This is a genomic window from Thermithiobacillus tepidarius DSM 3134, from assembly GCF_000423825.1.
Lineage (GTDB): Bacteria > Pseudomonadota > Gammaproteobacteria > Acidithiobacillales > Thermithiobacillaceae > Thermithiobacillus > Thermithiobacillus tepidarius.
On the sequence record NZ_AUIS01000036.1, the window covers coordinates 2,501 to 17,496 of the forward strand.

The 14,996-nt window shown below is 62.2% G+C and carries 8 protein-coding genes, 2 tRNA genes and 2 rRNA genes (1 of these 12 cut by a window edge); 3 read left to right on the plus strand and 9 right to left on the minus strand.

The genetic code is table 11. The features are described from left to right. The 9 genes from G579_RS0112730 to G579_RS18370 form a co-directional block, all read right to left on the minus strand. Positions 1 to 597: ribosomal RNA gene (locus G579_RS0112730) — 23S ribosomal RNA — on the minus strand (it extends 2,300 nt beyond the left edge of the window). A gap of 169 nt (positions 598 to 766) precedes the next feature. Further along, positions 767 to 842: transfer RNA gene (locus G579_RS0112735), tRNA-Ala, on the minus strand. Between the two features lie 6 nt (positions 843 to 848). Further along, positions 849 to 925 (minus strand) — tRNA-Ile (locus tag G579_RS0112740). Between the two features lie 63 nt (positions 926 to 988). Continuing rightward, a 16S ribosomal RNA gene (locus tag G579_RS0112745) occupies positions 989 to 2,526 on the minus strand. Together the 16S and 23S rRNA genes with 2 tRNA genes alongside form the textbook arrangement of a ribosomal RNA operon. 352 nt (positions 2,527 to 2,878) lie before the next feature. Next, positions 2,879 to 4,093, minus strand: coding sequence for a tyrosine--tRNA ligase (gene tyrS / locus G579_RS0112750; RefSeq protein ID WP_028990481.1), 1,215 nt, complete (start codon positions 4,091 to 4,093; stop codon positions 2,879 to 2,881). Between the two features lie 274 nt (positions 4,094 to 4,367). Beyond that, positions 4,368 to 5,735 (minus strand): porin family protein, encoded by a 1,368-nt coding sequence (locus tag G579_RS0112755; protein WP_028990482.1) that lies wholly within the window; start codon positions 5,733 to 5,735, stop codon positions 4,368 to 4,370. 31 nt (positions 5,736 to 5,766) lie between these two features. Next, the gene (locus G579_RS17545; protein WP_051181611.1) at positions 5,767 to 6,237 is read right to left on the minus strand and encodes a DsrE family protein; all 471 of its coding nucleotides are present in this window, start codon (positions 6,235 to 6,237) and stop codon (positions 5,767 to 5,769) included. Positions 6,238 to 6,433: 196 nt separating this feature from the next. Beyond that, positions 6,434 to 7,831: a sigma-54-dependent transcriptional regulator gene (locus G579_RS0112765; protein WP_028990483.1), complete on the minus strand. Its 1,398-nt coding sequence runs from the start codon at positions 7,829 to 7,831 to the stop codon at positions 6,434 to 6,436. Further along, a complete protein-coding gene (locus G579_RS18370; protein ID WP_051181613.1) occupies positions 7,821 to 9,794 on the minus strand; it encodes a sensor histidine kinase in 1,974 nt (657 codons plus the stop codon). Before G579_RS18370 ends, G579_RS0112765 begins: the two co-directional genes overlap by 11 nt. 135 nt (positions 9,795 to 9,929) lie before the next feature. Between G579_RS18370 and mgtE the strand changes: the two genes are divergently transcribed. The 3 genes from mgtE (at position 9,930) to G579_RS17560 (ending at position 14,089) form a co-directional block, all read left to right on the plus strand. Next, positions 9,930 to 11,297: a magnesium transporter gene (mgtE, locus tag G579_RS0112775; RefSeq protein WP_028990484.1), complete on the plus strand. Its 1,368-nt coding sequence runs from the start codon at positions 9,930 to 9,932 to the stop codon at positions 11,295 to 11,297. 233 nt (positions 11,298 to 11,530) lie between these two features. After that, a complete protein-coding gene (locus tag G579_RS17555; RefSeq protein ID WP_051181616.1) occupies positions 11,531 to 12,916 on the plus strand; it encodes a M23 family metallopeptidase in 1,386 nt (461 codons plus the stop codon). Between the two features lie 9 nt (positions 12,917 to 12,925). Further along, a complete protein-coding gene (locus tag G579_RS17560; RefSeq protein WP_081662790.1) occupies positions 12,926 to 14,089 on the plus strand; it encodes an anhydro-N-acetylmuramic acid kinase in 1,164 nt (387 codons plus the stop codon). Positions 14,090 to 14,996: the final 907 nt, after the last annotated feature.

Here is a 14,996-nt window from a genome sequence, read left to right on the forward strand (position 1 = left end):
CTGAGAATAAGTCGCTGACCCATGATACAAAAGGTACGCGGTCACCCCTTGCGGGGCTCCCACAGCTTGTAGGCATACGGTTTCAGGATCTATTTCACTCCCCTCGCCGGGGTTCTTTTCGCCTTTCCCTCACGGTACTGGTTCACTATCGGTCGACAACGAGTATTTAGCCTTGGAGGATGGTCCCCCCATCTTCAGACAGGATTTCACGTGTCCCGCCCTACTTCTCTCACGCTTAGTTCCACCGGCCTCTTTTCGGATACGGGGCTATCACCCACTACGGCGCGCCTTTCCAGACGCTTCTCCTAACAGACCGGCTACATCGTGAAGGCTCTTCCCCTTTCGCTCGCCACTACTCAGGGAATCTCGGTTGATTTCTCTTCCTCCGGCTACTTAGATGTTTCAGTTCACCGGGTTCGCCCTGCCATCCTATGTATTCAGATGACAGTGACCAGCTTGGGCTGGCCGGGTTGCCCCATTCAGAAATCCTCGGATCACAGCTCGTTTACCAGCTCCCCGAGGCTTATCGCAGGTAACCACGTCTTTCGTCGCCTGTTGTCGCCAAGGCATCCACCGTATGCCCTTATTCACTTGACCATATAACCCAAAATCGCTTCGGGCCATGGTCGCTCGCAGGTACTACTACAGCATACCCATGCGCTTTACTAAACTCTTCCCATTTTGTTAAAGAACACCAGACATCCGAAGATGCTGGCCTGTGCATCAGCCTGCACAGGCCAAAACCCTCACCGCGCCCCACCACCACTGGTGGAGCTGACCGGGTTCGAACCGGTGACCCCCTGCTTGCAAAGCAGGTGCTCTCCCAGCTGAGCTACAGCCCCTGAACATGGTGGGCCCAAGTGGATTCGAACCACTGACCTCACGATTATCAGTCGTGTGCTCTAGCCAACTGAGCTATAGGCCCGACTTGCCTGGTTCCCGTATTGAGTGATGTGTGTGGATACTTGGCAGCCTTCGGCTGCTCTTAAAAGGAGGTGATCCAGCCGCAGGTTCCCCTACGGCTACCTTGTTACGACTTCACCCCAGTCATGAACCATACCGTGGTCGGCGCCCTCCTTGCGGTTAGGCTACCGGCTTCTGGTACAGCCCACTCCCATGGTGTGACGGGCGGTGTGTACAAGGCCCGGGAACGTATTCACCGCGGCGTGCTGATCCGCGATTACTAGCGATTCCGACTTCATGCAGTCGAGTTGCAGACTGCAATCCGAACTACGGCGCACTTTCTGGGGTCGGCTCCCTCTCGCGAGTTGGCATCCCTCTGTATGCGCCATTGTAGCACGTGTGTAGCCCTGGACATAAAGGCCATGAGGACTTGACGTCATCCCCACCTTCCTCCGGTTTGTCACCGGCAGTCCCCTTAGAGTGCCCAGCCGAACTGCTGGCAACTAAGGGCAAGGGTTGCGCTCGTTGCGGGACTTAACCCAACATCTCACGACACGAGCTGACGACAGCCATGCAGCACCTGTGTTGCGGCTCCCCGAAGGGCACTCCCACATCTCTGCAGGATTCCGCACATGTCAAGCCCAGGTAAGGTTCTGCGCGTTGCATCGAATTAAACCACATGCTCCACCGCTTGTGCGGGCCCCCGTCAATTCCTTTGAGTTTTAATCTTGCGACCGTACTCCCCAGGCGGGATACTTAATGCGTTAGCTGCGGCACGCAGCAGTTAAACTGCCACACGCCTAGTATCCATCGTTTAGGGCGTGGACTACCAGGGTATCTAATCCTGTTTGCTCCCCACGCTTTCGCACTTCAGCGTCAGTCTCGGGCCAGGTCGCTGCCTTCGCCATTGGTGTTCCTCCACATATCTACGCATTTCACCGCTACACGTGGAATTCCACGACCCTCTCCCAGACTCCAGCCATCCAGTATCCACTGCCATTCCCAGGTTGAGCCCGGGGCTTTCACAGCAGACTGAGATGACCGCCTACGCGCGCTTTACGCCCAGTAATTCCGATTAACGCTCGCACCCTCCGTATTACCGCGGCTGCTGGCACGGAGTTAGCCGGTGCTTCTTCTGCGGTTCACGTCAACAGCACGGACTGTTCGCCCGTACCTTTTCGTCCCCGCTGAAAGTGCTTTACAACCCGAAGGCCTTCTTCACACACGCGGCATTGCTTCGTCAGGGTTGCCCCCATTGCGAAAAATTCCCCACTGCTGCCTCCCGTAGGAGTCTGGGCCGTGTCTCAGTCCCAGTGTGGCTGATCGTCCTCTCAGACCAGCTACCGATCGTCGCCTTGGTAGGCCTTTACCCCACCAACTAGCTAATCGGACGCAGGCTCCTCCTCCAGCGCGAGGTCCGAAGATCCCCCGCTTTCCCCCTCAGGGCGTATGCGGTATTAGCCCAAGTTTCCCTGGGTTATCCCCCACTCGAGGACAGATTCCTACGCGTTACTCACCCGTCCGCCACTCGCCAGCATCCCGAAGGACCTGCTGCCGTTCGACTTGCATGTGTTAGGCATGCCGCCAGCGTTCAATCTGAGCCAGGATCAAACTCTCCAGTTCAATCCCTTACGCTAAGCACTCAAAAAAGTGACTCAGCAGTCATACTACCTGCCGATAGGTACCACCAAGTACCCACACACTTCACTCAATACCTTGTTAAAGAGCAGTTACTTCCTTGTTTCCATTCATCTTCTGCGGTGGAGCGCTTCGCCCGCCGCCGCAGTGAGGAGGTGAATTATACTCGCCTTGCCGGCTTCGTCAACCCCTCGCCGCGATCTTTTTTCGCGGCTTGCAGCTCGCCGTGTCGGCCGTTGCTGCAATGTGGGGCGCATTATACGCACTCCATCCGCGCCGTCAACCCCTCATTTCGATCGGCCACCTTCCCGGAAAACGTGCTCGCCGCATCAGTGACTTAGCGGATCACGAGCCGGGCAAAGTGCCGCTTGCCCACTTGGGCCACCCAGGTCTCACCGGCTTGCAAGTGCAAATCCGTGCGGCTCACCCGCTCGCCGTTCAGGCGCACCGCGCCCTCGCGGATCTTGCGGAAAGCCTCGCTGTTGCTGGCGGTCAGGCCGGCCTGGGTCAGGGCAGTGGCGATGCCGATGCCAGCCTCGCCCGCTTCAAGGACAACATCGGACAGATCCTCCGGGATTTGGTTCCGCTGAAAGCGCGCCCGGAAATCCTGCTCGGCGGCGTCGGCCTGGCTTTGGCCGTGATAGCGGGCCACCAGCTCGCGTGCCAGGAGCATCTTGACGTCACGCGGGTTGAGCCCGCCTTCCCGCGCCTCGCGCTGCCAACGCTCCACCTCGTCCGCCGCCCGGTCGGACAGCAGGACGAAGTAGCGCCACATCAGCTCATCGGAGATGGACATGAGCTTGCCGAACATTTCCTGGGGCGCATCGGTGATGGCGACATAGTTGCCAAGGGATTTGGACATCTTCTGCACGCCATCCAGCCCTTCCAGGAGCGGCATGGTCATGACCACCTGCGGCGCCTGGCCGAACTCGCGCTGCAGCTCGCGGCCCATGAGCAGGTTGAAGCGCTGGTCGGTGCCGCCCAACTCCACGTCGGCCTTGAGCGCCACGGAGTCATAGCCCTGGATCAGCGGATACAGGAATTCGTGGATGGCGATGGGCTGGCCGCTCGCATAGCGCTTGTGGAAGTCCTCGCGCTCCAGCATGCGCGCCACGGTCTGCTTGGCCGCCAAGCCGATGAGGTCGGCGGCGGACATGCTCCCCATCCAGCTGGAGTTGAAGGCCACCACGGTGCGTTCCGGGTCCAGGATCTTGTAGATCTGCTGGGCATAGGTTTCGGCATTGGCCAGCACTTCATCGCGCGTCAACGGCTTGCGGGTCACATTCTTGCCGGTGGGGTCGCCGATCATGCCGGTGAAGTCGCCGATGAGAAAGATGACCTCATGGCCCAACTGCTGGAACTGCCGCATCTTCTGCATCAGGACGGTGTGCCCCAGGTGCAGATCGGGCGCGGTGGGGTCGAAGCCCGCCTTGACCCGCAACGGGCGCTTTTCCAGCGCCGCGGCCTTCAGCTTGGCTTCCAGCTCTTGCTCGAGCAGCACGTCCACCACGCCGCGTCGGAGAATGGACAGGGTTTCAGCAGTACCGACCATGGAAAAACCTTTTCAGCAGGAATTTTAAGCGAAAAGCGCCGGCCCCCGATCCGCGGCTCACGCGACGGCTATGTGCCGGAGCAACAAGGAGCATCTGCGCCAGATGGCACTATCCTAACACAAGGATTGCGCCCTTTGGGCATAAAAAAGCCCCCGCCGGGGCGGGGGCTGAAGCATTTAGCGTGGCCAGTGCACGGAGAAAGACGCAGATAGGGCTGTCAGTCTGCCACGCTAAATTTACTGCAAAAATATTGATGCATGCTTCATGCCACCATCAGAAAATCAGGGTAGCTTGCGCACTGAAGCGATCGCCCATGGCGTCGGCTACCGCGTTGGCGTTGGTCCGCGCCGGCACCGCGGTGATTGCGCCGGGATTCGGCACCTCCAGATCGCGGAACTCGTAGTTCAGGGTCAGGCGCGCCTTGGGATTGAGATGGTACTGGGCGCCCAGGGTCCAGGTGGTGAACTGGCGCTCGTCCGCGGCACTGTTGGTGAGGCGGTTGTACTTGTCGTAGCGCAGGTCGAACTCGATGTTCTTGGTCAGGAAATAGCCGCCTTCCACGTACCAGCCGTCAGCCTTGTTGTTGTCGCCCGGATACACGGTGGGCGTACCACCCGGGAAGGGCGAACCCGCCGAGATCATGCCTTCGCCCTGCATGTACTCGGCCGTGAAGCGCATGCCGTTGGGCTTCAGGTAGCCCTTGCGATAGCCGAAGCCGATGCCTTGGCGCACCATGTCGTAGTCGTTGCCATTGAAGGTGCGCTTGCCATCCTGGCGCCAGATCCAGGCGCCCATGTCGTCGCGGCGCGGGCCCTTGCTGTCGCCCAGCACGTAGTAGCCCTGCAAGCGGTAGTAGAGGTCTTTGCCTTCGTTGTTGTCGGTGCGGAAGAGCGAAGAGCCGTTGCCGACCATGGCCGCATAGCCCAAATCCCAGGGACCGTTGCGGAAGGAGTCGAAGACCTGGATGCCGGTATCGCGGAAAGCGTTGATGGTACCCTGTTGCGTGCCGACGAAGCCCGTGGTCGTGGACCCGGCAAGCGGGGCGGCCACAGCCGAAGGGCCCGTGGTGAAAAACTGCTCCTGGATCAGTTGCTGGGTGACGTTGGTGAAGTTGATGTAATCGAAGACCTGGATGCCCTGCAGCCCTTCCTCAGGCATGCCGGGCGCCTTGAAGAGGCCGACGCGCACCCGGGCGCCCGGAATGTGACTGAAGGTGATGGAGCCATCGATGATGCGCGGCGAACTGCCGTCATCCGAACGTGAGTAGCCGTTGTTGCCGAACTCCGTCAGGAAAAAGTAGTTGATGCGCTCATCGATGGGCGAGGCCACGCCGCGGATGCCGATACGCGCGCGCAGAATGTTGAAGCTGTTGCTGGACTCGAGCTGCGGTCCCACGCGGTTGAAGTTGGGCGTTTGGCCGTTGAAAGCCGCATTCGGCCCCACCAAGCCGGACAGATTCTTGGCATCCACCGAGTAGTAGGTCGGCTGGATGAAGCCCCAGAGACTCACCGGCGCACTCACACCCGCGGGCTCGGTGCCCTGCAACATGAGCCAGTTGGCGGCGTGGGCGGCTTGCGGGATGCTTGCAAGGGCGAGCACCCCGGCGACCAGCTTGTTCAGTTTTTTGTTTGCTTTCTTCATTGCTGCTTCTCTCCTCTTCATTTTTTAGGAATCAGGGCCGCGCGTAAGCCCAGCCCTGCTTCTCGCGCTCGGCAATGTGGACGATGCCGGCGGGCACCTCATTGGCGGCCGGATTGAGATCGGTGCTCTTCTTGCCCATGGCCTTCATGGTGTTCTGACAGGCTTTGAAGCTGACCCCCTGCATGGACAGATCCTTGATGCGCGAGGCATTTTCATTGTCCTTGAGCAGTAATCGCAGACCAGGACCATAGGCGACCACATCAATGGCCACGGCATCCGGGCCGTAGTACTTGATCAGGTTGCTGGCCACGTTCAGCACCAGCGTCTGCTTTTCCGCGCTGCCGTCACTGATCTGCAGCACGATTTTCTGAGAGGCCAGACTATCATCGGCAGGCGCGGCTTTGGCTGCCGGTGCAGCCGGCGTGGCGGCAATCGCCGGAGGACTGGCGAAAGCCACCAGGGCGCAGGCGGCCAGGAAAGGATGTAACATGGCTTTGTACATTTGACGCTCCTCGCAAATAAGCAGGTGAATGAAGTTTGACTCGCCCATCGAAGGACGGGTTATCACTGTTTATTCAAGAAGCATTCCAAAATTAAGGTATTGAATTTAAAACAATATTTAAAAAAACAGAAACCCCGGATTGCATAATGCAACCCAGGGTTGAAAATGTGACTGCATTTTGCAATCAGCGAGAAATTTAGAGCCGGGACGACTGTATGTTTAAAGCGGAATTATCATCGGCATTACCCTTCAACTTCCGCCACAGGGTGGTTTTGTCGATACCCAGGATCTCGGCGGCACGCTTGCGCTCGCCGCCGACCACCTGAAGCACGTGAGCGATGTAGCGGGACTCCATTTCCGCCAGCGATACCAACTCCTCCACGGGCGGCTCAAAGACAAAGGCGGCGCCTTGCTGCACCGGCAAGAAATCGGGCAGATCGGCCAGATCCAGCGGGCGGCCGGGCTCGGCGAGGATGACGCCCCGCTCCACCACGTTGCGCAACTCGCGGATGTTGCCCGGCCATGGCGCCGCCATGAGCGCGGCCATGGCCTGGGAGGTGAAGCCGGGAACCTGGCGACCGTACTGTTTATTGGCCTGTACGAGAAAGTGGGCGACGAGCCGTGGAATGTCCTCTCGTCGTTCCCGCAGCGGGGGCATGCGGATGTCCACCACGTTGAGCCGGTGATAGAGGTCATGGCGGAAGCCGCCTTCCTGAACCATCTGCGCCAGCTCGCGGTTGGTGGCAACGATGAAGCGCACGTCGATGGCCACGGACTGGAGACCGCCCACGCGGGTGATGCGGCTCTCCTGAATGACGCGCAGCAGCTTCATCTGCATGGCATCGGAAATATTGCAGATCTCGTCCAGGAACACCGTGCCGCCGTTGGCGGCCTCCAGCAATCCCTGCTTGCGGGTGGTGGCGCCGGTAAAGGCGCCCTTTTCGTGGCCAAAGAGCTCGGACTCCAGCAGCGTATCCGACAGGGCGCCGCAATCGATCACCACGAACGGCGCGTTGCGGCGGACGCCGCTGTAGTGAATGGCCTGCGCCACCAGTTCCTTGCCGGTCCCGGATTCGCCGCTGATGATGACGTTGCAGGAGATGTCGGCGACCTTGCGTATGCGCGCAAAGACCGGCTCCATGGCCGGCGCCTGTCCCACGATGCCCAACTGACGACGCCAGTCCGGCAAGGCACGCTTCAGGAGCGCGTTTTCCTGCTCCAAGCGTACCTTCTCCAGCACCCGTTCGATGACCAGGGCCATTTCGTCCAGATCGAACGGCTTTTTGATGAAGTCGGTGGCGCCGACCTTCATGGCCGTGATCGCGTTGTCCACCGAAGAGTGGCCGGTGACCACCAGCACCGGGACATCCGGATCGATCTGCTTCAAGCGGTGCAGCAGCTCGAAGCCGTCCAGGCCGGGCATGCGCAAATCGGTGACCACCAGAGCGGCCCCACCCTGGCTGAACGCTTCCAGCGCGGCGCACGGATCCTCGAATACCTCGCAGGGATAGGGCAACGTACGGCCGAAGCGACGCAGCGTGCTGGCCGCCACCGGGTCGTCGTCCACGAACAAGATGGGTCGGCTAACCGACATGGCGCAAAGCCTCCTCGATGGATGGAATGGCGGTGGACTGCTCCGGGATGTCGGCCGGCGCACGGATCGGCAGACGAATGGTGACCCGGGCCCCGCCCAAATCCGCACTGCGGTCCACCTGGATATCGCCGTTGTGCCGCCTGACGATGCCGAAGCTGATGGACAGACCAAGGCCGGTCCCCTGTCCTTCCGCCTTGGTGCTGAAGAAGGGATCAAAGATGCGCACCAGATGTTCGTCGGCGACGCCGGGACCGGCATCCTCGATGCGCAACCAGAGATCGTCTCCGCCCAGTTCGGCATGGATGCGCACTTCGCCTTGCGCCGGACTGGCCTGAATGGCATTGAGCAGGACATTGATGAGCACCTGCAGGATCTGGTTGCGGTCGGCATGCAGCAGGCAATCCCCTTCCAGGCGGGCGACCAGGCGCACGCCCGCCGCCTGCGCCTTGCGCCGCAACAGGGAACAGGCCTCGTCCAGCAAGGCGTTGAGCGAAAAACGCCCATACTGCGGCTCCATGCGCCGAGCGAAATTGAGCAGTCCCTGCACGATTTCAGCCGCCCGCTCGCACTCGCGCCGCATGGTCGTCAAGTCGTTCTTGATCCAATCGGGCAGTTCGTCGCCGCCCTCGCGTTCCATCAGCTTCGCCAATCCCAAGATATTGTTCAGCGGGTTGTTGATCTCATGTCCCAGGCCGGCTGCCAGCTCGCCCACGGTGGCCAACTTGGCCGCCTGGCAAGCCATGATTTCGGCCCGGTCACGATCCATGGCAGTCGCCTCCAGGCGTTGAACCATGTAATTGAAAGCCTGGGTGAGCAGCCCCAACTCGTCGCCACGACGCGCCGGCAACGGAAAGTTACGCTCGCCATCGGCGTAGCCCTTCAGCTTGGCGGCCAGAAACTGAATGGGCTCGGCCAATTGCTTGGCCAGCCAGCGCGACAGCACCAGGCTGGCCACCAGCAGCAAGGCCGCCATGCCCAGAATGCTGCGCCGCATTTCCTCCACCGGCGCCAGCAGGGCATCCCGCGAGACCCGCGTGGCAACCACCCAGGACGGGTTGTCCATGCCGCCCGGGCTGAAGTGGCGAAAGAAAAGCAGATCCTTGCCGCCGGGCAGCCGCATCGTGCCCTCGCGATGCGCCTGCACCTGCCGCCACAGCTCGGGGCTGAACTCGGTCGTAAAGCGGTATGGCGCCCCGGTCTGATCGGCGAAGCGCATGCGCAGGTCGGGATGGTAGAGGAAAACGCCATCCCGGGACCGGTCGACGGCATTGATCTCGGCCACGAAGACCTTGCCTTCGCTGGAGCTGACCACCCGCGAGAAAAAGTCGTCGAAGCGCTTGCCCCAAGTGTTCACAGCCAAATAAGCCCGGACCTCTCCGCGCACGCTCAAGGGGATCATGTAACGAATCATGGGCGGACAAAAATCCTCGCTCGGCCCCTCCTGTCCCATTTCGAAGCGGGACATGGCCAACTGCCCAGGCTGCAGGTTGTCACGCGCCCAACGGAAGAAGGGCTGGATACCGACGTTGGCGATATAAGGACGTCCGTCGGGCAGGGTATATTCCGGGGTCACGACCTTGCCTTCCTTGACCTTAAGCAGCGTCACCCCACTGGTATCCAGAATACGAATGGCTTGGATCCCAGGCTGGCTCAACTGGTACTTGAGCATGAAATTCGTGATGCGCTGCGCCTGTTGCCGGTAAGCGGCAGGGTTCCGGCCGCCCATCACGCGCACGAAGTCGCCGAAGGTGGGCACCGTGGCCAGGGCCCGAACCATGGACTGATCCGCGGCCAACTCCGCCCGCGCATCCTGGATGCTCTGATCCAGCGCCGCGCGGATCTCATGCCGCGCCTGGGCTTCCAGCCGCTTGGCGCTCTGACTCACCACCAAGCCCAGCACCAACAGCAGGGGCAACACACTCGCCAGCGCCAAAATGATGAACAGCTTGCTCCGCAACTTCATGGCGACTATTCCTTGAAGAGGTTATCCATTGGAAATTTTCATACAAGAAACGTTCCATGGAAGAAGCGTAGAACAGCGGTTTGACAAAGCCAGCCGATAACCAGATGATGCCCTCGCCAAGAGCGGGGAGGAAGCATGGCGCTAGACAACTCGGCGAAGGTCAGCATCTCCAGGAGCTATCTCGAGCGCGTCCAGACGGCCCTGGACAACCACGAGCAGGATACCCTGCGGGCGCTGATCGAGGATCATCATCCCCGCGACATCCTGTTGCTGCTGAACCTGCTGTCGCCGGCGGAGCGGCGCGCCGTTTATCCGCTGCTGGACGAGGACACCCTGGCGGAACTGCTGCCCCTCGCCGACGAGGCGGTGGCTCGCGAGCTGCTGCACACCCTGCCCGATCAGCGCCTGGGTGCCGCTCTCGCCCTGATGGACTCGGACGATGCCGCGGACGTGCTGCAGTGGCTCGACGAGGAGGAGCGCCGCCAGGAGCTGCTGGCCTTCCTGCCGCATGCAGACCAGGCGCAGGTGCGCGGCCTGCTGCGCTACCCGGAGAACAGCGCCGGCGGCATCATGCAATCGGAACTGTTTTCGGTGCCCGCCAAGTGGCGCGTGCGCCGCGTGCTGGAAAAGCTGCGCCGGGCCGCGCAGGACCTGGAGGACATCCACGACATCTATCTGGTGGACAACCGCGGCGTGCTCAACGGCGTGATCAGCCTGTTCCAGCTGCTGCGCATGGACCCGGAGCAGCCGGTCATCGAAGAGGCGGAAACTGCCCCAATCAGCGTCACCCCCGACGTCGACCAGGAAACCGTGGCCCAGCTCTTCAAGCAGCACAACCTAGCCAGCATGCCCGTCGTGGACGAAAGCGGCCACATCCTGGGCCGCATCACCGCCGACGACATCTTCTACGTACTGGAGGAAGAAGCCACCGAGGACTTGTACCGCCTGGCCAACCTGAGCGAAGGCAGCGATCTCAACGAGGTGATCAGCCGCACTGTGGCCAAGCGCTCGAGCTGGCTCATGCTCAACTTGGCCCTGTCGACCATCACCTCCCTGGTGGTCGGCCTGTTCGAGGACAGCATCAGCCGCATGGCGGCGTTGGCCGTCCTGATGCCCATCATTGCCAACGTGGGCGGAGTCGGCGGCATCCAGACCTTCACCGTGGTGGTGCGCGGCATCGCCCTGGGGCAGATCGATCTCAATCTCGGGCTGCGCACCATCGCGCGACAGGCCACCATCGGGCTATTCAACGGCGTCATCATCGGCACCGCCCTGGCGGCCCTGACCTGGTGGCGCTTCGACGATCCGCGCCTGGGCCTGCTGATCGCCATTGCCATGCTGATCAGCCTGGTCATTGCCGGCCTGGTCGGCGCCGTCATCCCCCTGGCCATGCGCCGCCTCGACCTGGATCCGCCCCTCGCCTCCGGCCTGGTCACCACCGCCACGGACATCACCGCCTTCTTTACCTTCCTGGCGCTGGCCACCGCGTTTTTGCTCAATTGACAGGAATCGCAAAGAATTTCTTGCAATGCATCGTTAATTGCTAATATGCAACACCGAACCAAGATTTTTGTTGTTTATAGGCATCAACCCATTCACAAAAAGTGAAGAACAAACGCCAAAAGCCATCAAAAAACTTGATTTACCCACCCATATAGGTTAGCTTTTTCAAAGTTCGTGCCATCCGACAAAAGTCTCACAGCACCAAGCAGCCATGCAAAATCCTGGAGAACCCAATGGCGAGACACGACCCCAGCCTACGCGACTTTGAATTCCAATCACAAAGGTCCCAGACCCGCAGCAAACATCGGCGCAAAGCCCTGCTGAGCCTCGGCGTACTGGCGGTGGCCTTCGGCCTGGGCCACACCCTCTCGGGCAACGCCTACAAGACACCGACGCCGGCCATCACGGAACTGGCGGTAAAGCCGCTCGCCCTGCCCTCCCTGCCCGACAACCTTCCGTCCGACGCCGCCAACTCCGCAGCCAAAGAAGCCAAGCTGCATGCCCCCAAGATCAAACTGCCCGACTGGCAGCTTTTCACCGTGAACGAGGGCGACACGCTCTCCACCATTTTCGCGCGCATGGGCATCGATCCGCAGGAGGCCATCCCGGTGGCCCAGGCCAGCAGGGAGGTCTACTCCCTGAGAAAGCTCAAGCCCGGTGATGAGCTGGCCATTCTGACGAGCGACGACAACCGGCTTGAAAAAATCCGCTATCGCATCGATGCCGAGAAAACCCTCATGATCGAAGCGAAAGCCGACCACTTTTCCGCCCGCGTGAAAGAGCGGCCGCTGGAAATCCGCAAAGTCAGCACGGTGGTCGACATCCAGGACTCCCTCTTCGGAGACGGCCAGCGGGCCGGGCTATCCGACGCCACCATCCTGGAACTCGCCAAAATCTTCCGCTACGACATCGACTTCGCCCAGGACATCCATCCCGGCGCCAAGCTCACGGTCATCCACGAAGCGAAATACAACGAAGGCCGCAAAGTGAAGGACGGCGACATCCTGGCGGCGGAGTTCCTGCTGAATGGCGAATCCCACCGCCTCATGCGCTTCCAGCTCCCGGACGGGACCATCAAATACGTGGACCCCAAGGGTAAGCTGACCGAACGCGCCTTCATCCGCACCCCCGTTGCCGTGGCGCGCATCAGCTCCTACTTCAGCAAGGCCCGCCTCCACCCGGTGCTGGGCAAATGGCGCGCTCACAAGGGCGTGGACTATGCCGCGCCGACCGGCACGCCGGTGGTGGCAACCGCCAATGCTACTGTCGTGCATGCGGGCCCGCAGGGCGGCTACGGCAACCTGATCGTGCTGCGCTACAACCAGCACATTTCCATGGCCTACGGCCATCTGTCGCGTTTCGCCAAAGGCATCCGGCCCGGCGTCAAGGTCAAGCTGGGGCAAGTCATCGGCTACGTCGGCCAGACCGGTTTGGCCTCGGGGCCGCATCTCCATTACGAGCTCCGCTGGGATGGCGTGGCGCGCGACCCGCTGACGGTGGCGTTGCCGGGCGCCAACCCCCTGCCGCCCGAATACCGCACCGCGTTCCGTCAGCAGGCGGCGGAGTACACCGCGCTCCTGGACCAGCTGAACGCCACTACCCAAGTGGCCATGCGCTAGGACTCGGTCATGCCGATCTGGCACGCCATCGGCATCATGTCGGGAACGAGCGCCGACGGCGTCGACTGCGCCCTGCTCCGCCTGGAGGAGCAGAGCATCGCCCTCCTGCACCACCACGCCACCCCCTACCCGCATGACCTGCGCCAAGCCGTGCTGGCCCTGAACCAGCCGGCAACGGACGAAATCAACGCCATGGGCCGATGCGCCCGCCGGCTGGGGCACATCTACGCGGCGGCGGCCAGGGAGCTGATCGAACGCAGCGGCATGGCGGCTGCCGAGATCGACCTCATCGGCTGCCACGGCCAGACCATTCGGCACCAGCCGGACGGGCCGGCCGGCTTCACCCTGCAGATCGGCTGGGCCGACGTGCTGGCCGAGGAAACCGGCATCACCACCGTCGCCGATTTCCGGCCGCGGGACGTGGTCGCGGGCGGCCAGGGCGCCCCGCTGGTGCCGCCCTTCCATCAGGCCCTGTTCCAAGGAACACAGCCGCGCATCATCCTCAATCTCGGCGGCATGGCCAACCTGACCTGGCTTCCCGGACACGGCGACGGGCGCCCGCCGGTGGCCTTCGACACCGGACCCGGCAACGTGCTCATGGATGCCTTGGCACGGCGGCTCAGCCAGGCTCAGCTCCAATACGACGAGGATGGCGCCATCGCCCGCCAAGGCCAGGTCCACGCGCCCGCGCTGCGGGAGTGGTTGGAAATGCCCTATTTTCAGGCGCCGCCGCCCAAAAGCACGGGGCGCGAACTCTTCGACGAAGCATTCCTGGAAAGGCCTTGGGCAAACCGGCCCGGAAGCGGTCCGGACCTCATGGCCACATTGACGGCCCTCACGGCCGAGTCCGTGGCCCTGGCGGTGCGTCGCTGGACGCCGGGAGCGGAAGACATGCTGGTCTTCGGCGGCGGCGCGGAAAACCCAGCATTGATGGCGGCGCTGCAAAAAGCGTTGCCAGAAGTCAAAATCCAGAAGGGGGACACGGTGAGCGGCATTCCCAGCCAAGCGCTGGAAGCCATGGCTTTTGCCTGGCTGGGGCTGCGCACCCTGCAGGGCCTGCCCGGCAACCTGCCCAGCGCCACCGGCGCCCGCCATGCAATACCGCTCGGGGTCATTCATCCGGGGGCGAATTGGCGGGAAGTGATCAGGCGAGTGCTGAGTGCTGAGTGCTGAGTGCTGAGTGCTGAGTGCTGAGATTGGAGCGGCTGGACGATCTCGCAAGCCCGACATACCGATCAGCGATGCACCAAGCCCGTCGGAGCGAGCTGGCTCGCGATCCACTGTGCCGATAAGCAAGTCATCGCGGGCAAGCCCGCTCCCACGGGTGGAGGCGGCAACGCGGCCCAGAGGCAATGGCCGGGCGCCCGCCCTATCGGCCTTCACCCTGCCCGCGCCCGGCGGGAGCGAGTATGCCGGGCGGCTGCGGTGCCGTGCCAAATCCTGGCGGGCCGGCATCCTGGCTCGTAGGAGCGGGCTTGCCCGCGATCCACTGTGCCGATTGGCCAGCCATCGCGGGCAAGCCCGCTCCTACGGTTGGGCCAGCCGCTTGGTCCCAGGGTGATGACCGGGCGCTCGCCCTGCTGGCCCCTCACCCGGCCTCTCCCGCAGGGAGAGGGTGCCTGGGTGTGCGCACAGCCTGCCCCGCAGTGCAGATGGTAGGTTGGGCTGAGTGCAACGAAGCCCAACAGGTGTTGGGTTTTTGCCATTCCCCCGTTGTCTCGCCGCACCGCGCCGGGGCTGCGGGGAGGCAGCGCGTGTCACGCGGGGATCCCGGCTCCCGGCGCAACCGCTTTAACGCCAGAGCGGTTGGGCTTTGCGGCGCTCAGCCCAAGCTGCCCCATCCCAACGCGCGTGAGGCGGGCTGGCCCGCAACACCGCCACCGACGCGCGGCATCCATCGCGGGCAAGCCCGCTCCTACGCTCGGAGGCGACAAGCGGATCGCTTGCGCCGTGCCGCTGCCGCCGCGCGAACCCCGGGCGCGGCAAAACGAGCGCAGCGAAGTTTCGTGAGCGCAGCGAAAGCGAACGCCGTGAGCGGCAAAACGACCGACGGGAGTTTACCGTTGCGCTGTCGGCGCCT